The 17,780-nt window shown below is 74.0% G+C and carries 13 protein-coding genes; 10 read left to right on the top strand and 3 right to left on the bottom strand.

Annotated elements, in window-relative coordinates:
• Positions 1-18 precede the first annotated feature (18 nt).
• The gene (locus tag AC6CH6_RS14610; protein WP_498255664.1) at positions 19-633 is read right to left on the bottom strand and encodes a cyclodeaminase/cyclohydrolase family protein; all 615 of its coding nucleotides are present in this window, start codon (positions 631-633) and stop codon (positions 19-21) included.
• 230 nt (positions 634-863) lie between these two features.
• Here AC6CH6_RS14610 and AC6CH6_RS14605 point away from each other — a divergent pair, with 230 nt between their 5' ends.
• The 8 genes from AC6CH6_RS14605 (at position 864) to AC6CH6_RS14570 (ending at position 13,439) form a co-directional block, all read left to right on the top strand.
• Positions 864-1,115, top strand: a complete 252-nt coding sequence (locus tag AC6CH6_RS14605; RefSeq protein WP_133409105.1) for a hypothetical protein — start codon at positions 864-866, stop codon at positions 1,113-1,115.
• Positions 1,116-1,196: 81 nt separating this feature from the next.
• Complete coding sequence (locus AC6CH6_RS14600; RefSeq protein ID WP_498255663.1) at positions 1,197-3,092, top strand: pyruvate kinase; 1,896 nt, start codon at positions 1,197-1,199, stop codon at positions 3,090-3,092.
• Positions 3,093-3,155: 63 nt separating this feature from the next.
• On the top strand, positions 3,156-4,130 hold the full coding sequence (locus AC6CH6_RS14595; protein WP_498255662.1) for an acyl-CoA thioesterase: 975 nt from the start codon (positions 3,156-3,158) through the stop codon (positions 4,128-4,130).
• Positions 4,131-4,235: 105 nt separating this feature from the next.
• Positions 4,236-5,054 (top strand): di- and tripeptidase, encoded by an 819-nt coding sequence (locus AC6CH6_RS14590; RefSeq protein WP_419966384.1) that lies wholly within the window; start codon positions 4,236-4,238, stop codon positions 5,052-5,054.
• Between the two features lie 169 nt (positions 5,055-5,223).
• A complete protein-coding gene (locus AC6CH6_RS14585) occupies positions 5,224-6,174 on the top strand; it encodes a glycerophosphodiester phosphodiesterase (RefSeq protein WP_498255661.1) in 951 nt (316 codons plus the stop codon).
• 116 nt (positions 6,175-6,290) lie between these two features.
• Positions 6,291-7,208, top strand: coding sequence for an FAD:protein FMN transferase (locus AC6CH6_RS14580; protein WP_498255660.1), 918 nt, complete (start codon positions 6,291-6,293; stop codon positions 7,206-7,208).
• A 22-nt stretch (positions 7,209-7,230) separates the two neighbouring features.
• On the top strand, positions 7,231-8,901 hold the full coding sequence (locus tag AC6CH6_RS14575; RefSeq protein WP_498255659.1) for an FAD-dependent oxidoreductase: 1,671 nt from the start codon (positions 7,231-7,233) through the stop codon (positions 8,899-8,901).
• Positions 8,902-9,371: 470 nt separating this feature from the next.
• On the top strand, positions 9,372-13,439 hold the full coding sequence (locus tag AC6CH6_RS14570; protein WP_241482883.1) for a Pls/PosA family non-ribosomal peptide synthetase: 4,068 nt from the start codon (positions 9,372-9,374) through the stop codon (positions 13,437-13,439).
• A 127-nt stretch (positions 13,440-13,566) separates the two neighbouring features.
• Here AC6CH6_RS14570 and AC6CH6_RS14565 read toward each other — a convergent pair whose 3' ends face one another.
• A complete protein-coding gene (locus AC6CH6_RS14565; protein WP_165979620.1) occupies positions 13,567-14,274 on the bottom strand; it encodes an AfsR/SARP family transcriptional regulator in 708 nt (235 codons plus the stop codon).
• A 324-nt stretch (positions 14,275-14,598) separates the two neighbouring features.
• Here AC6CH6_RS14565 and AC6CH6_RS14560 point away from each other — a divergent pair, with 324 nt between their 5' ends.
• Entirely contained in the window at positions 14,599-14,862 is a 264-nt protein-coding gene (locus AC6CH6_RS14560; RefSeq protein WP_017833496.1) for a hypothetical protein, read from the top strand.
• Between the two features lie 127 nt (positions 14,863-14,989).
• Here the strand turns inward: AC6CH6_RS14560 and purB are convergent, their stop codons facing one another.
• Positions 14,990-16,417 carry an adenylosuccinate lyase gene (gene purB, locus AC6CH6_RS14555; RefSeq protein ID WP_498255658.1) on the bottom strand — a complete coding sequence of 476 codons (1,428 nt, stop codon included), beginning with the start codon at positions 16,415-16,417 and terminating at the stop codon, positions 14,990-14,992.
• A 167-nt stretch (positions 16,418-16,584) separates the two neighbouring features.
• On the opposite strand from purB, the gene AC6CH6_RS14550 reads away from it, so the two are divergent.
• Positions 16,585-17,748 carry a histidinol-phosphate transaminase gene (locus AC6CH6_RS14550; protein WP_035928359.1) on the top strand — a complete coding sequence of 388 codons (1,164 nt, stop codon included), beginning with the start codon at positions 16,585-16,587 and terminating at the stop codon, positions 17,746-17,748.
• Positions 17,749-17,780: the final 32 nt, after the last annotated feature.

Here is a 17,780-nt window from a genome sequence, read left to right as displayed (position 1 = left end):
GCCCCGCGGGCCCGGTCCTCAGCCCTGGACGCGCTCGCGGATCAGCCGCGTGAGCTCCGCGGCGTCCTCGACGGCCCGCTCGCCCTCGGCCAGCCCCGCACGCAGCTCCTCCCGGGTCGCGGCGTCCTTGAGGGCGCGGACGTTGATCTCGAGCGTCACCATGGCCGTGGCCACCGCGGCCCGGGCCGCCTCGGAGGCCGCCGCCACGTCGCTGAGGACGTTGGGGTTGCACCAGCCGGTCAGCTCGCGCGCGAGCCCGACCACTTCGGTGCCCACGCCGATCAGCTCCCGCGGGGGGCGCGCGGCGCCGGCCGTGGCCTCCTGGACCGCCCGCGAGCGCTCCGCCCTCTCCTCGTCGGTGTCCTTCGGCAGGGTGTAGGCGGCCGAGAGCGCGCCGAAGGCCTCGGCGTCGGCGTCCGCCAGGCCCAGCGCGCGCGGGATCAGCTCCTCGGCCCGGTCGGCCGCGCGCCGGGCGCGGTCCGCGTGCTCGGACGCCGTGGAGTAGCGGGCGGACATCGCGATGAGGGCCGCGCCCAGCGCCGCCTGCAGGGCGCCCGCGGCGCCGCCGCCGGGGGCGGGTTCGTCCGAGGCCATGCGCTCCACGTAGGCCCTGACGTTCTCCGAGCTGATCACAGCGGCTCCTTCCGGTGGCGGGACCTGCCGCCCGCCGCGGGGCGGGCGCAGGCGGTGGCGTCCGCACGAGCCTAGCCCTCCGCCGGTCCGCGTGGTGAGTCTCACAGCCCCCGCGGGACGAATGCACGGCCCGTCCATCGGACGGAAACGTACCGGCCACATCGGCGGACGATCCTGGAGGTGTCCGAGGGCCCCCTCCCCGGACCCCGACCCCGAGAGGACGTGCCGCCATGACGACCCTCCGAGCGACGACCGTCGACGCGACCGCCGATGACACCTGGGTCCAGGACCCCGCACGGATCCGCCCCGGCGACCGGATCGAGGTGTGGGAGCAGGACCACCTCCGCCACGTCGGCACGGTGGGCCAGTGCGCCCCCCACCTGCGGCTGCTCTGGATCCTGGAGGCCGGCACCGGCTCCCGCCGGCTGATCCCCGTCCACGGCTACCGCCTGCGCCGCTCCCCGTTCGCCCGCCCCGCCTGAGGCCCCGTCGCCTCGTGTTCAGCCGCTGTTCGCCCGGGGCGGGTACGGTCGGCGCTGACAGCCGGGCGGACGAGGAGGATCATGGGGAGTCAGCAGGTCGACGGCGGTCGCGGCGGGGCAGCACCCGGCCGGGACCGCGGGAGGGAGCACGGCATGGCGGCGACCGCCCGGCAGGAGTGCGCCGCGCGGCTGCACGACCGGGTCGCGGCGCTCGTCGACGTGGTGCTGCGGGCCCGCCGGACGGCCGTGCCGCAGCTCGAGCGCGTGAACCCCCGCCACCGCGGGTCCGCGCTCAACCTCGTGGACTACGTGGCCGTGCGCAGCCAGGACGTGCGGGACCTGCAGCGGGACCTCAGCGGCCTGGGCGTGTCCTCCCTGGGGCGGATGGAGGCCGGGGTCATGAGCCACCTCGGCGCCGTGCTGGAGACCCTCCGCGTGCTCGCCGGCCGGCCGGAGGAGGACGTCGGGGCGCCCGGCCCCGACGAGCCCGGCGAGCCCGGTGCGGAGGTGCTGCGCCGCAACACCGCGGCCCTGCTCGGCCCGGGCCGGGAGGGGCGGAGCACCCGGATCATGGTCACCTTCCCCTCGGAGGCAGCCTCGGACCCCCGGCTCGTCCAGGACATGGTCCGCGCCGGGATGGACGTGGCCCGGATCAACTGCGCGCACGACGGCCCCGAGCAGTGGGCGGCCATGATCGGGCACGTCCGGGCGGCCGGGCAGGCGCTCGGCCGCGAGGTCCGCGTGGCCATGGACCTCGCGGGGCCCAAGCTGCGCACCGGGCCGATCGAGCCCGGTCCGCAGGTCGAGAAGATCAAGCCCACCCGGGACAGCGGCGGCCGGGTGACCGCCCCGGCCCGCCTCTGGCTGGGCGAGGCGGACCCGGCGGTCGACGACGACGCCCCGGCCGTCCCCGTGGCCGGCGCCGCCTGGACCGCGGCCCGCACCCCGGGGGAGCGGCTGCGGCTCAAGGACGCGCGCGGCTCCGGACGGACCCTGCGGGTGATCGAGGCCACCGGGCCCGGCGTGCTCGTCGAGTGCGCCAAGACCGTGTACTTCGCCACGGGCCTGGCCGTGCGGGCCGAGGACGGCACGGAGGGCGTGCTCGGCGAGCTGCCCGCCGTCGAGCAGGCCCTGCGCGTGCGCGCGGGGGACACCGTGGTGCTGACCCGGGACCTCGCACCCGCCCCGGTCCGGTCCGAGAGCCCGTTCCGGATCGGCTGCTCCCTGCCCGAGGTGTTCACGGACGCCCGGGAGGGGCAGCCGGCCTGGATCGACGACGGGAGGATCCGCTGCCGGATCACCTCCGTGGGGCCCGACGAGATCGCGCTGGAGGTGCTGCAGGCGGGCCCCGACGGCACCCGGCTCAAGGCCGGTAAGGGCATCAACCTGCCCGAGACGGACCTGCGCATCTCCTCGCTCACCGACGAGGACCGCTCCCACCTGCCGTTCGTTGCCGAGCACGCCGACATCGTCAACATGTCCTTCGTGCGCTCGCGGGAGGACGTGACCGACCTGCTGCGGGAGCTCGAGCGGATCGGCAACACCGCCCTGGACGTCACCCTCAAGATCGAGACCGTGGGCGGCTTCGAGTCCCTGCCGGCGATGCTGCTGGAGGCCATGCGGTGGCAGGACGTGGGCGTCATGATCGCCCGCGGGGACCTCGCGGTCGAGGCCGGGTTCGAGCGGATGGCCGAGGTGCAGGAGGAGATCCTGTGGCTGTGCGAGGCCGGGCACGTGCCCGTGGTCTGGGCCACCCAGGTCCTGGAGTCCCTCGCCAAGAAGGGCCTGCCCTCCCGGGCGGAGGTCACGGACGCGGCGATGGGCCAGCGCGCCGAGTGCGTGATGCTCAACAAGGGACCGTTCGTGGTGGACGCGATCGAGGCCCTCGACGACATCCTCGTGCGGATGGAGGGGCACACCCGCAAGAAGTCGGACATGCTCCGCCGGCTCAACGCGTGGGCGCCCGTCGTCGAGTGAGCGGGCGAGCGGTCGGGTGAGCCGCGGGGCGGGCCGTGCGGTGACCCGTGCCACACTGGGGTCATGGCCGCACGCGACACCGCCGTTCTCCGCTTCCTCGCCGCCCCGACCGACGCCGGGCGCACCGGCACCGTGGACGGCGGGCGCGTCCTCGAGTGGATCGACAAGGCCGCCTACGCGTGCGCCGTGGGCTGGTCCCGGGCCTACTGCGTGACGGCGTACGTGGGCAACATCCACTTCGACCGCCCGGTGTGCGTGGGGGACATGGTGGAGGTCTCCGCGAAGATCGTGCACACGGGACGGTCCTCGATGCACATCCGCGTGGAGGTGGCCTCCGCGGATCCCCGCGAGCACGGGGTGACCCTCAAGGACACGTGTCTGATCATCATGGTGGCCGTGGACGGGGACGGCCGCCCCACCCCCGTCCCGCAGTGGGCGCCCGAGACGGAGCACGAGCGCCGGCAGTCGGCCGTCACGCAGCGGCGGATCGAGCTGCGCAACAGCATCGAGGAGCTGATGGCGGAGCAGCGGTACACGGACGAGGGCACCGCCGAGGAGACCGTGCTGCGCTTCCTCGCCGCGCCCACGGACATCAACTGGGGAGGGAAGGTGCACGGGGGCACGGCCATGCGCTGGATCGACGAGGCCGCGTACGTGTGCGGGGCCCGGTGGGCGGGCCGGCCGGTCATCGCCGTCTACGCCGGGGGCGTCCGGTTCTACCGGCCCATGCACATCGGCCACCTCGTGGAGGTCCGGGCACGGCTCATCCACACCGCGGCCCGCGGCCTGCACATCTCCGTGAACTGCTGGTCGGGGGACCCCGCGACCGGGGAGCTCGCGCTGACCACCAACTGCCTCATGGTCATGGTCGCCCTCGACGACCAGGGCCACGCCCTGCCGGCCCGGCAGTGGCAACCGGTCAGCCAGGAGGACCGGGACCTGGACGCGTTCGCCCGGGAGCTGGTCCGGCTGCGCGCCGAGTTCCCGGACTCCTTCCAGCAGGTCGACCCGTCCGTCTCCCGGCTGCCCGGGAGCTGACCGCCCCCCTCCTCAGCCGTCGGCGAATCCCGGGACCCGATCAGCCTGCTGTGCATATAGTGGGCCGAGACCCACCGTCCCGGCACCCCACAAGGAGAGCACGCCATGGACCTGAATCCCCTGAACAACGCGTTCGACGACGAGGGCAAGCCCAAGCCCGCCATGAACAAGCTCCTCGACACCGTGCTGCGCGTGCAGCGGCCCGTGGTCCTGGGCTTCGTGAAGAAGGAGCGCGCCGACCACCCCGACGAGACGCCCGAGCAGATCGCCAGGCGGCTCGAGAAGATCTACGTCCGGTCCGTGACCATGGGCGGCGGGGCCGTCGGCGCCACCGCGGTGGTCCCCGGCATCGGCACCGTCGCGTCCCTGGGCCTGTCCTCGTTCGCGGTGGTCGGCTACCTCGAGGCCACCGCCCTGTACGCCCAGGCGATCGCCGAGCTGCACGGGGTGCACACGGAGGACCCGGAGAAGACCCGCACCATGGTCATGGCCCTGATGCTCGGCGAGGACGGCCGCCAGGTCATGAACCAGATCCTGGCCAGCGGCACCAAGGGCCGCGGCATGATGTCCTCCTGGGGCCTGATGATGGGCAAGGACGACTCGAAGACCTTCGACGTCAGCAGGATCATCCGCAACATGTTCGTCAAGCGCTTCCTGCTCAAGCAGACCGGAGCCGTGTTCGGCCGCGCCCTGCCGTTCGGCGTGGGCGCGATCGTCGGCGGGGGAGCGAACCTGGCCATGTCCAAGCAGGTCATCGCCGCGACGCACGAGGCGTTCGGGCCGCTGCCCACCACGTTCCCGGCCGAGCTCGGGCCCGAGGAGCGGGCCCCCCGGTTCGACGACGGCAAGTCCCGGAAGGGCAGGCGGGGCCGGAAGGCCGACACGGTCGCCGCGGCCCACGGCGAGATCACCGGCGAGCAGTAGACCCCGCGCCGCGCTCCCGCGCTGCCGCTCGACGACGCCCCGCCCCCGGCGGGGCGTCGTCGTCGTTCACGACAGGTCCGCCGGGGCGTGGCCCCGCGTTCACCGCGTCTCCCTAGCCTGGTGCACGAGCGGGGCGCACCGCGCCCCGACCGACAGCCGAGGGAGCGCCGTGCGGCCGATCGTCTACGCGCACCGGGGGGCCAGCGCGGACCTCCCCGAGCACACCCGGGCCGCCTACGTGCAGGCGCTGCTGGACGGCGCCGACGGGGTGGAGTGCGACGTCCACCTCACCCGCGACGGCCACCTGGTCCTGCACCACGACGCCCAGCTGGGCCGCACGAGCGACGGCCGGGGCCCCGTCTCCGCCCGCACGCTCGCCGAGCTGCGCCGCCTCGACTGGACCTCCTGGAAGGGCGTGCACATCCCGCCGGGCCACGGGGCGCCGGACCGTCAGCTGCTCACCCTGCCCGAGCTGCTGGACCTGCTGCGGGGAGCGGGCCGGCCCGTGGGCCTGGCCGTGGAGACGAAGCACCCCAGCCCGTTCGGCCACCGGCTCGAGGAGGAGGTCCTCGGCCTGCTGATGCGGGAGGGCTGGGACCCCGAGACCGGGCGGCTGGACGACGTCACGGTCTCGCTGATGAGCTTCCACCCCGACGCCGTCCGGCACTTCCTGGAGACGGTGCCCGCCCGGCACGTGTGCCAGCTGGTCGGGACGACCACCCGCCGCACGGTCGGGGACAGCCTGCGCGTCGGCCGCACGGCCGCGGCGGTGCTCCACGCCGGCATGCGGTTCGTGGTGCCGCCGGCGCTGCCCGTGATCTCGGCGGGCCTCGTGGACCTGGTGGGCCCGGGGCTGGACTTCGTCCGGGCCCACCCCGAACTCGTGCGGCAGTGGCGGGCGGAGGGACGCGTGCTGCGGGTCTGGACGGTCGACACCGCACGGGACGTGGACCTGTGCCGCGCGCTCGGCGTCCAGCAGCTCACCACGAACCGCCCGGCCGACGTGCTGCGCCGGGTGCGGGCGCCTTCCGGGGCCCCGATCGGCGTCCCGGCCGGCGTCCCGGCGGGCGCGGCGGCCGTCACGGGCCGGTCCCGGTGCGCGAGCATGACGGTCGGGTAACGGTGGGTCACGTCACCGCCGGCCGGGCCCGGCGCGCGTATGCTCGACAGCAGCTGTCCGTGTCCCCCCGCACGCCGTCGTCGCCCGCCTCTCCCCCCCACCACCAGGAGACGGTCATGCCCACCCCGATCCCGCCCCGCGCCCCGGACGCCGGCGCCGTGCGCGCCCCCGCACCGGACCTCCAGGCCGAGGCCGTCCGGCTCGCCGAGCACGTGCGCCGCGAGGTCGCCCGCGCCGTGGCGCCCGAGCGCATCGACTCGGAGCTGTCCCTGCTGAACCGGTTCGCCGAGCACGAGGACGTCGACGTCGTCCTCGGGCCCGTGCTCGCCGGGATCGTCGCGGCCGCCCTGCTCTCCGCCCGCCTCACGAGCGGGCTCACCGATCCCACCACCGGCGGGGCGGCCTGGCGGGCCCTGGACGGGCTCGAGCCGCACCCGGCGCCCGGGATCGGGAGCCTCGACCTGGACGTGGCCGCCCGGCGGCTGCGCATGGGCCGCGGCACGGTCCTGGACCTCGCGCCGGTCGCCGACGCGTGGGCGGCGGACCGCATCGTCCGGGTCTTCACGGAGACGCACCCCGGCTCTGCGCTGGTCGCCGAGGTCGGCGCCGCGTGCGCCGTGGGCGGGCCGACCGCCGCGGCCGCCGCCCTCGTGGGCGCCGCCCCGGCGGCACGGAGCGCGGATCCCCGGACCGCCGACCCCCGGGCCGGTGTGGATCCCGGGGTGCGGGCGGCCCTCGTCGAGCGCGGCCGGCGGGGCCTCGCGGTGGTGGAGAGCCCCGGGAGCGTCCTGGTCAACCCGGTGACCGGCGCCGCCTCGGCGAGCCCGTGGGACCGGGTCGTGGTCGCCGCGCAGAGCGCGGTGGAGGCCCAGGCCTACGCCCGCGCCGCGCACGTGCTGGGACGGGACGCGCCCGGCTGGGTCGCGGCGTGCGGGGCCGACGGCGAGTTCACCGGTTCCCGCCCCGGCAGCACCCTCCGGCGCCGGCTCAGGACACCGGGCTGGCCGGAGCGGGCGAACCGCGCGGCGGCCTGAGCGGCGCCGGTAGCATGACTGCATGAGAATCGTCATCGTGGGCGGCGTCGCCGGCGGAATGTCCGCGGCCACCCGTCTGCGCCGACTGCTGGAGGACGCCGAGATCACGGTGTACGAGCGCAGCGGCCACGTGTCCTTCGCCAACTGCGGCCTGCCCTACCACGTGGGCGGCGTCATCGAGGAGCGCTCCGCGCTGCTGCTGCAGACCCCGCAGTCCCTGGGTGCCCGGTTCGGCCTCGACGTCCGGGTGGGGCACGAGGTCGTCGGCGTCGACCGGGACCGGCACGTGCTGCGCGTCCGGGACCTCGCCTCCGGCCGGGAGGAGGAGCGGGGCTACGACGTCCTCGTCCTCTCCCCGGGCGCCGTCCCCGTCCGCCCGCCCGTGCCCGGCATCGAGCGCGCCCTGGTCCTGCGCGACATCGAGGACACCGACGCGGTCGTGGCCGCGGTCGAGGGCGCCCGCTCCGCCGTGGTCGTCGGCGGCGGCTACGTCGGCCTCGAGGTCGCCGAGCAGCTCGTCCACCGCGGCCTGCAGGTCTCCCTCGTCGAGGCCGCCCCCCAGGTCATGGCCCCGCTCGACCCCGAGATGGTCGAGCCCGTGCACACCCTGATGCGCGAGCGCGGGCTCGACCTGCGGCTGGGGACCACGGTCACCGAGGTGGGGGAGCGCACCGTGACGCTCGACGACGGCACCGAGCTGCCCGCCGACGTGGTCCTCGCCGCGGTCGGCGTCCGCCCCGACAGCACGCTGGCCCGGGCCGCGGGTCTGGAGGTCGGGGCGCGCGGCGGCATCGTCGTCGACGAGCACCTGCGCACCTCCGACCCGGACGTCTACGCCGTGGGGGACGCCGTGGAGAAGCGCGACGCCCTCGACGGGTCCGCCACGCTCGTCGCCCTGGCCAACACGGCCAACCTCCAGGGCCGGCTCGTCGCCGACGTGATCGCCGGCATGGACGTCTCCGACCGGCCGGTGCTGGGCACCTCCGTGGTCGGCGTCTTCGGCCTCACGGCCGCGGCCACGGGCTGGAACGAGAAGCGGCTGCGCGCCGCGGGCCGGCCCTACCGCGCGATCCACACGCACCCCGCGAACCACGCCGGCTACTACCCCGGGGCGGAGGGGATGACCCTCAAGCTGCTCGTGGACCCAGAGGACGACGCGATCCTCGGCGCCCAGGGCGTGGGCGGGGCGGGCGTGGACAAGCGCATCGACGTCCTCGCCACGGCCATCACCGGCGGCATCGCGGCCGCCGACCTCGCCGAGCTCGAGCTGGCCTACTCCCCGCTCTACGGCTCCGCCAAGGATCCCGTGAACATGCTCGGCTACATCGACCGCAACCACCGGGACGGGCTCGTCGAGACCGTCCAGTGGCACGAGCTCGACGACCGCCTCGCCTCCGGCGCCACCCTGCTGGACGTCCGCACCCCGGGCGAGCACACGGCGATGCCGATCCCCGGCGGGATCAACATCGAGCTGGACCAGCTGCGGGACCGCCTCGACGAGCTGCCGGAGGGCGAGCTCGTGGTGCACTGCCAGGCCGGCCTGCGCGGCTACCTCGCGGCGCGGGTCCTGGCGCAGCACGGACGGGACGTCGTCAACCTCGACGGCGGCTACCTCACCTGGGCGGCCCGGCCGGACGGCGCCGCGGCGACGCCCTCCGGCGACGACGAGGACCGGGGCTCCCCGGCCGGCTGAGCGGCACCCGGGGCGCGGCGCAGCACGAGGCCCCCGCACGGGAACAGGGACGAGACGGTCCTGTTCCCGCGCGGGGGCCTCGTGCGTGCCGGAACGGCCCGACGCTCGTTCACGAAAGGTAACACGGCGAATTCTCCTGTCCCCGGAGCTGTGGCCGGTACGGGCGGCCGGCCACTGCCTCCCCCGGCGCGCGGCGCGCGCCGGGGGAGCATCCCCGACCGTCGACCCCCGGCCCGGGAACCGCACGATTGCAGTCGAAAACGTCTCGCAGAGCGAGATCTGCGCTGTGATCTTCCCCACTGGAAACCGATCGGGCGGTCGGCATCGCCCCTGGCAGCTCCGCCGACGAACGCATCGATAACGGAGGAATAACGCCGCCGTGACGGATCCGTGAGGAGGCCATAACACCCCGCTCCGTAGAACGGACTTGCCGGTAACACCGGTGTTACGTGCATCGAAAGGAGTTGGACATGACCTCAGTGCCACATCGCTCTCACCGCCGCGAGGAGGCTGCGGCGGCAGAGCGAGTGCTGTGGGACGAGGCCGCCGCGAAGGGAGGCCCCGCCGGAGCAGCACCGTGGACGGAGCCCTCGACCCGGGGCGTCCGGAGCACGGAGACCAAGCCCACCCGGCTGCACCACTTCTTCGAGCGCAGCTGCGACCTGACCCCCGACGCCCAGGCGCTGCACGCCGACGGCCGGGCCTACACCTACGCGGAGCTCGACGAGCTCGCCAACCGCCTGGCCCACCTGATCACCGGCTACGGCCTGAGCGCGGGCGACCGCGTCGGGATCCTGCTCCAGCGCTCCACGATGCTCTACGCGTCCCTCCTGGCGATCCTCAAGACGGGCGCCACCTTCGTCCCGATCGACCCGAACCTGCCCGCGGACCGCGTGCAGTTCATCGCCGAGGACTCCGACCTGTCCCTCATGCTGACCTCCGCCGAGTTCGTGGCCCTGGTCGAGGACGCGCCCGCCGACGTCGTCGACGTCGGCCGGATCGGCGAGCGGCTCGAGGAGGCGCCCGCGCACCGCCCGGTCGTCCGCCACGAGGGCGACCCCACGTGCTACATCATCTACACCTCGGGCTCGACCGGCCGCCCCAAGGGCGTCGAGGTCGCGCACTCGAGCATCTGCAACTTCATCGAGATCGTGCCCGAGGTCTACGACGTCCGCTCCGAGGACCGCGTCTACCAGGGCATGACCATCGCGTTCGACTTCTCCATCGAGGAGATCTGGCCGACCTGGGCCGTGGGCGCCTCCCTGGTGGCCGGGCCCACCGACGACGCCCGCCTGGGACAGGGGCTCGCCGAGTTCCTGCAGCGCATGGAGATCTCCGTGCTCTACTGCGTGCCGACCGTCCTGGCCACCCTGGAGCACGACCTGCCCCGCATCCGCAGCATCCTGGTGGGCGGCGAGGCCTGCCCCGCCGACCTCGTGGAGCGGTGGTCCACCCCCGAGCGCCGGATGCTCAACACCTACGGCCCCACCGAGGGCACCGTGACCGCCACGTGGGGCGAGCTCGCCCCCGGGCGGCCCGTGACCATCGGCAAGCCCCTGCCCACCTACGAGGTGCGGATCCTCGACGAGGAGATGAACGAGGTCGCCGACGGCGAGCCCGGCGAGATCTGCATCGCCGGCCCCGGCGTGGCCCGCGGCTACGTCAACCTGCCGCACGTCACCGAGGAGCGCTTCCGCCCCCACCCGGACGGGCCCCGGGCCGGACGGATCTACCGCACCGGCGACCTGGGCCGGTTCATGCCCGACGGCGAGATCGAGTACCTCGGCCGCGCCGACAGCGAGGTGAAGATCCGCGGTCACCGCGCGGACCTGCAGGAGATCGAGAACGTGCTGCGCCGGGAGGACGCGGTGGCGGACGCCGCCGTGAAGCTCACCTCCGGCGGCGACGACGTCGCGGCGTTCCTCACCCTGCGCGCCCCGGTGCGCGACGAGCGCGCCCTCTTCGAGCTGCTCCACGACTCCGTGGTCGCGGCGCTGCCGCCGTACATGGTGCCGTCCTTCTACGAGATCCTGCCCGCGATGCCGATGATGGTCAGCGGCAAGGTGGACCGGAAGAACCTGCCGGACCCCAGCACGCCCCGCTTCGTGACCACGATGGGGCTGGTCCCGCCGGCGACGGACGCCGAGTGGGGGATCACGGAGGTGTGGTCCAAGGTCTTCCGCATCCCCGAGGACCAGCTCTCCGTGGAGGCGGACTTCTTCATGGAGCTCGGCGGGCACTCGCTGCTCGCCGCGACCGCCACGTCCGAGCTGCGCCGCGCGCACCCGGACCAGGACATCTCCATCGCGGACATCTACACCTACCCGACCGTCCGGGACCTGGCGCGCCACCTGGACGCCGCCCCGGCGTACGTCCCCGCCGCGGCCGCCCCGGACGACCGCCCCGCGCCGCTGCACCACACCAGCGGCCGCGTGGCGCTGTGCGGCCTCGCGCAGGTGACGACGATGGTCCTGGCGGCCATGCTCGTCGGCTCCCCGCTCGCCGCGGTCCTGTACTCCTACGGCGGTCAGTTCAGCTACGCCCTGATGTGGGACATGCTCCTGGTGGGCGTCCTGGTCTCCGTGCTCGCCCGCGTCCTCCTGCCGTTCCTCGGCTCCCGCGTGCTGGGGCGCTTCGTCAGACCGGGGCACCACGCCCTCTGGGGCCGGCAGTACTACCTGCTGTGGTGCATCGACGGGCTGACCCGGCTCTCGCCGCTCAACCTCCTGACCGGCACCCCGATGGCCGCCGTCTACCTGCGCCTGCTGGGCGCCAGGATCGGTCCGGACGCCCACGTGGGCACCGCCGCCATCGGCCTGCCCTCGCTCGTCACCGTCGGCGCGCGCGCCAGCATCGGCTACAACTCCTCCGTGCAGACCGCCCAGGTCGAGGAGGGGTGGGTGACCATCGCGCCGGTGCACATCGGCGACGACGCGTTCGTGGGGGCCAACGCCCTCCTGCAGCCGGGCACCCGGATCGAGGACGGTGCCCGCCTGGCCGAGCAGTCCCTGGCCTCCCGCAACCAGACGATCCCCGCCGGCGAGCACTGGCTGGGCTCCCCGGCCCGGCCCGGTGACGGCGACGACGAGCTGCTCGAGCGGATGGAGCGGCGCCCGCTGCCCAGCGGCCGCTGGCCCGCCCCGCTGGCGGCCGGCCTGCTCCTGGGCTGGCTGGTCCTCGAGCTGATGCCCTTCGTCCTGGTGCTCCCGTCCTTCCTGATGATCTGGGCCGCGGCCCTGGAGTTCGGCCTCCCCGTGGGGCTCGCCCTCACCCCGGCGGTCGGCGTCGTCTACGTGCTCACGGTCTGCGCCGTGGTCGCGGGCGGCCGGAAGATCGTCCTGCGCCGCACGCCCACCGGCATCCACCCCGTGCGCAGCGGGCTCGGCGTGCGCAAGTGGATGGCGGACCAGCTGCTCTCCACCAGCCTGGAGAGCACCAACGCCCTGTACGCCACGATGTACACCGTCCCCTGGTTGCGCGCCCTGGGCGCCAAGGTCGGCCCCCGCTCCGAGGTCTCCACGGTCGGCCACATCGACCCGGACCTCCTCACCCTCGGCGAGGGGAGCTTCGTCGCGGACATGGCCAGCGTGGGCAGCGCCGTCTACCACCACGGTCACCTGTACATGGAGCGCACCGTGGTGGGCGACCGCTCGTTCGTGGGCAACGCCGCGTTCGTGCCCTCGGGCACCCGGATGGGCGAGGGCTCCCTGGTGGGCGTCGCCTCGGTGCCCCCGGCCGACGTGCCGGACGGCACGTCCTGGCTGGGCTCGCCCGCCATGTTCCTGCCCCGCCGGCAGGACAGCGGCAACTACGACGAGAGCCTCACCTTCCGGCCCTCGCGCGGCAAGGTGGCGGCCCGCCTCGTCATCGAGGCGCTGCGCATCACGGTCCCGCCGGCGCTGATCGGGCTGATCGGCTACCTGGGCCTGCTCGCGTCGGTCGCCCTGGTGCCCGAGCTGACGCTGCTCGGCTTCGTGGCCGTGCTGCCCCTGGTCGCGCTGGCCACCGGCCTGACCGTGGTCCTCGCCGTCGTCGTCCTGAAGTGGGCGATCGTGGGCCGGTACCGCCAGCGCGTCGAGCCGCTGTGGGACAACTTCGTCCGGCGCAGCGAGTTCGTCACCGGCGTGTACGAGTCCGCGGCGGTCCCCGCCCTCATCGGCGGTCTCGTGGGCACGCCCCTGATCGGCCCGGTCCTGCGCCTGTTCGGCGCGCAGATCGGCCGGCGGACGTACATCGGCACCACCTACCTGACCGAGTTCGACCTCGTCCACATCGGCGACGACGCCGCCGTCTCGACGGACGTGTCGCTGCAGACGCACCTCTTCGAGGACCGCGTGATGAAGATGTCCCACGTGGAGATCCTGCCCGGGGCCTCCGTCGGTGCGCGCTCGATCGTGCTCTACGACACGACGGTCGGCGCGGGTGCCTCGGTGGACGCGCTGTCGCTGGTGATGAAGGGCGAGCAGCTGCTGCCCCACACCGCCTGGCGCGGCATCCCGGTGCGGTCGGCCACGGCCGCCCTGACCTCGGGACGATGACCCGGCCATGACCGCCCAGTGGACGTCCCCGCGACCCGTCAGCGGGTCGCGGGGACGTCGTTCCTCCGCCGCAGGGCACGCACCGGCCGGGACGGCTCAGGGCGGGACGGCTCCGTGCGGGAGCGCGTCAGGCGCTGCGCATGTGGCCCATCAGCTGGGTGATCTGGGGGGAGGGCGGCGCTCCGAGCTCGTCGGCCATCGTGCTGCAGAAGCTGCGGAACGTCTGCAGGGCCGGGGCGTTGTTGCCCAGACCCAGGTCCGCCTCGATCGACACGCGGACCGCGCTCTCCCGCAGCGGGTCGAGGGCCCGGACGTTGTCGGCGAGCACGTGGGCCCGGTAGAAGTCGCGGTGCTCCAGGGAGAGCCGGGCGAGGTGCTCCACGGCGTTGACGTACAGGGTCCGCAGCCGGTCCTGCTCGGCCATCACCCAGCCGTCGTACCAGCCGGGCAGCAGCTGGGCGCCGTCGGGGGACAGGAACCAGGGGTCCTCCGTCACGGGCGCCGTGGCGGTGGCCGCCCGGTCCAGGGACGCGCGCAGCTCGTGCAGGTCCACGGTGACCGTCCCGGCCAGGGCGATGTTGTTGCCGCGGGCCCCGACGGCCCCGGGCACCTGGCGCGAGATGTTGAAGACGGTGGTGCGCAGGCTGCCCATCGCGCGCTCCGCGGTCCGGTCGGGCCACAGCAGCTCGCCGAGGAACCGGCGCGGCTTGGGACCGAGGACGGCGAGCGCGGCCAGCAGCCGCTGCTGCCGGTGGCCCAGGGCCAGCACGGTGCCGTCGAGCTCGACCTCGACGTTGCCGAGAAGCCGCAGCCTGATCGAGTGTTCCCCATCCATTGTCATGATCCCCCACTGTCATGATCACTGTCCCCGGTGCGCCCGGAGCCTGCCTTCCCCCGAAGGCCGTGGTCCGAGCACCGTCCTCTCCGGTCCCGCGGACCAGGATCCAGGTCCGCCGCGAGAGAGGGTTCAGGCACCGATGATCCCGGGCAAGGCCCCGTGAGTCAAAAGCGAACGCCCGGAGTGCGTCAAAAGCAAACGAAAACCCAAGCGGCCGGCACGCGACCCCGGTGGAGGGTGGTGCACAGGACCGCGCCGTGGTATATGACTGATCCCCGGACCGGCGGTGCCGGCCGGGGCACGAGCTCAGGAGTTCTACCGATGACCGACCAGAGACCCGTCACGGGCGTCCGCACGGACCCCCTCGGGAACATCGTCGCCCTGTGCAATCCCGCGGAGGTGTGGTCCCCGCGGTCGACCACCCGGATCATCCGGGACATCGAGAGCGAGGTCCACCTCTACTACGTCCCGGGGTCGTCGGGACAGCTGCGGGTCCGCGTGGTGTCCGCCGGGTGCGAGAAGCGGCTGTGGGCCGCCCCGGAGGACACCGTGTGCAACAACCTGCACGACCTCCCGTCCGTCTGATCCGCACCGTCTGATCCGCCCGGACTGATCCGCGCGGGCCGATCCGAACGGGTCGGTCCGCCCGGGCCGATCCGCGCGGCACGGGGTGCCCGGGCCCGGGCACCCCGTCGTCACGCGGGGCGCGGGCTCACAGGAAGCGCACGAGGTCCGCCGCGATGCCCGTGTAGGTGGCCGGGGTCAGCCCGGACAGCCGCCGCTCCGCGGCCGGGGACAGGCCCAGGCCCGCCACGAACTCCTGAAGCCGGGCGGCGTCCACCCGGCGGCCGCGGGTCAGGTCCTTGAGGCGCTCGTAGGGGTTGTCCATGCCCTCGACGCCGGCGATCGCCTCGGCGCGCATGACCATCTGGACCGCCTCCGCGAGGACCTCCCAGTTCGCGTCGAGATCGGCGGCCAGGACCGCCTCCGCCACGTCGAGGCGGGCCAGGCCCTTGCTCACGTTGGAGACCGCGAGCAGGGAGTGCCCGAAGGCCACGCCGATGTTGCGCTGGGACGAGGAGTCGGTGAGGTCGCGCTGCCACCGGGACGTCACGAGCGTGGCGCCGAGGGCGTCCAGCAGGGCGTTGGAGAGCTCGAGGTTCGCCTCGGCGTTCTCGAAGCGGATGGGGTTGACCTTGTGCGGCATGGTGGAGGAGCCGGTGGCGCCCTCCACCGGGATCTGCTGGAAGTAGCCGATCGAGATGTAGGACCACACGTCGGTGCAGAAGTTGTGCAGGATCCGGTTGAACCGGGCGAGGTCGGCGTAGAGCTCGGCCTGCCAGTCGTGGGACTCGATCTGGGTGGTCAGCGGGTTCCAGGACAGGCCCAGGCCCTCCACGAACTTGCGCGAGACGTCCGTCCAGTCCGCGTCCGGGACGGACGCGTAGTGGGCGGCGTAGGTGCCCGTGGCGCCGTTGATCTTCCCCAGGTACTCGGTGCGCTCGATCCGGGACAGCTGGCGGCCCAGGCGGTGGGCGACCACCGCCATCTCCTTGCCCAGCGTGGTGGGCGTGGCGGGCTGGCCGTGGGTGCGGGAGAGCATGGGGGTCTCCGCCGCGGACCCGGCCAGCGCCGCGACGTCGGCCACGAGCGCCCGGGCCGCGGGCAGCCACACGTCGGTCGTGGCGTCCTTGACCCCCAGGGCCCACGCCAGGTTGTTGATGTCCTCGGAGGTGCAGCCGAAGTGCACGAGGGGGACCAGGTGCTCGAGTCCCAGGGCGGGCAGCCGGCGGCCGATGTAGTACTCCACGGCCTTGACGTCGTGGACCGTCACGGCCTCGATCTCCGCGAGCTCCGCGACCGAGTCCGTGTCGAAGTCCGTGACGATCCGGCGCAGCCCGGCGGTCTGCTCCTCGGTCAGGGGCGCCAGCCCCGGCAGCACCGACCGCTCGGCGAGGTGCACGAACCACTCGACCTCCACGTGCACGCGGTTGCGGTTGAGGGCGGCCTCGGAGAGGTGGTCGACCAGGGGCGCGACCACGGGCTGGTAGCGGCCGTCGAGGGGCCCCAGCGCGACGGGCGGGACGGCGGCGGCGAGCGCCGCGCGCCCTGAGGACAGGATGCGATCGGTGTTGGGCATGGGCACATTCTTCCACGGCCCCCGCGCGCTCCCGGGCGGACGAATTGTCGTCCGCCGCCAACTTTCGCGGAACCCGGTTGTAGCTTTCGCCCCGAAAAGCAGCGGGTCGTCCGGAGGGGCGTCATCGACCGGGGGAACCCCGGGGGTGCGGGGATAGCATGACCTCCATGAGTACCAGCGACGCTACCCGCACCCTGGCCGGCACCGCCCCGGCCTCGGGCCCGGCCACCGCCACCACCCCGGCGGTCCGGCCGCGCCCGGCTCTGTCCCGACTTCCCCGCTACGCGGCCGGCAAGCCCCCGGTCGTGGTCGACGGGCTCGTGTCCTACAAGCTGTCCTCCAACGAGAACCCGTTCGGGCCCGTGCCCGCCGTCAAGGAGGTCCTCGCCGGCTGGGACGCGGTGCACCGCTACCCCGAGACGACCTCCGCGGAGCTGCGGGAGGTGCTCGGCGAGTTCCTCGGCGTTCCCGCCGAGGACATCGTCACCGGCGCCGGCAGCCTCGGCGCGCTCAACCAGCTGCTCGGCGCCTTCGTGGGCGCCGGCGAGGACGGCACCCCGGACGAGGTGGTGCACGCCTGGCGCTCCTTCGAGGCCTACCCGATCAGCATCGGGCTCTCCGGCGGGCTGGGCGTCCCGGTCCCGAATCGCCGGGACGGCTCCCACGACCTCGAGGCCATGGCCGCCGCGGTCACCGCCCGGACGAAGGTCGTGCTGCTGTGCACGCCGAACAACCCGACGGGCCCCAGCCTCACCACCGCGCAGGTCGAGGAGTTCCTCGCCGCCGTGCCGCGCGACGTGGTCGTGGTGATCGACGAGGCGTACCAGGAGTTCCAGCGCCGCGACGACCTCGTCGACGGCGTCGACCTGTACCGCCGGCACCCCAACGTCGTCGTGCTGCGGACGTTCTCCAAGGCCCACGGTCTGGCCGGGCTCCGGATCGGCTACTCCGTGGCCCGCCAGGAGATCACCCAGTACCTGCGCCAGGCGTCCCCCGCGTTCTCCGTGACCGACCTCGCCCAGCGCGCGGCGATCGCGTCCGTGCGCCACTACGACCAGGTGGCCGAGCGCGTCCAGCGGGTCGTCGACGAGCGGGAGCGGGTCCTCGCCGGGCTCGACGGGCTCGGCTGGCCGTACCCGCAGACGCAGGCCAACTTCGTGTGGCTGAACCTGGGCGAGCACAGCGGGGGCTTCGCCGAGCTGTGCGACGCCCACGCCCTGTCCGTGCGCCGCTTCGGCGACGAGGGCGTGCGCGTGACCATCGGGGAGCCGGAGGCCAACACCCGGTTCCTGGAGCTGTGCGCGCAGTTCCCCCACCCGCCCGTGCTCTGATCCTCGGCCGCGCCGGCCCGGCTCCCTCCCGA

Source organism: Kocuria sp. GQ42 (assembly GCF_059758435.1).
Note: the sequence above shows the minus strand (reverse complement) of the source record. Positions and strands in the feature narration are given on the sequence as shown.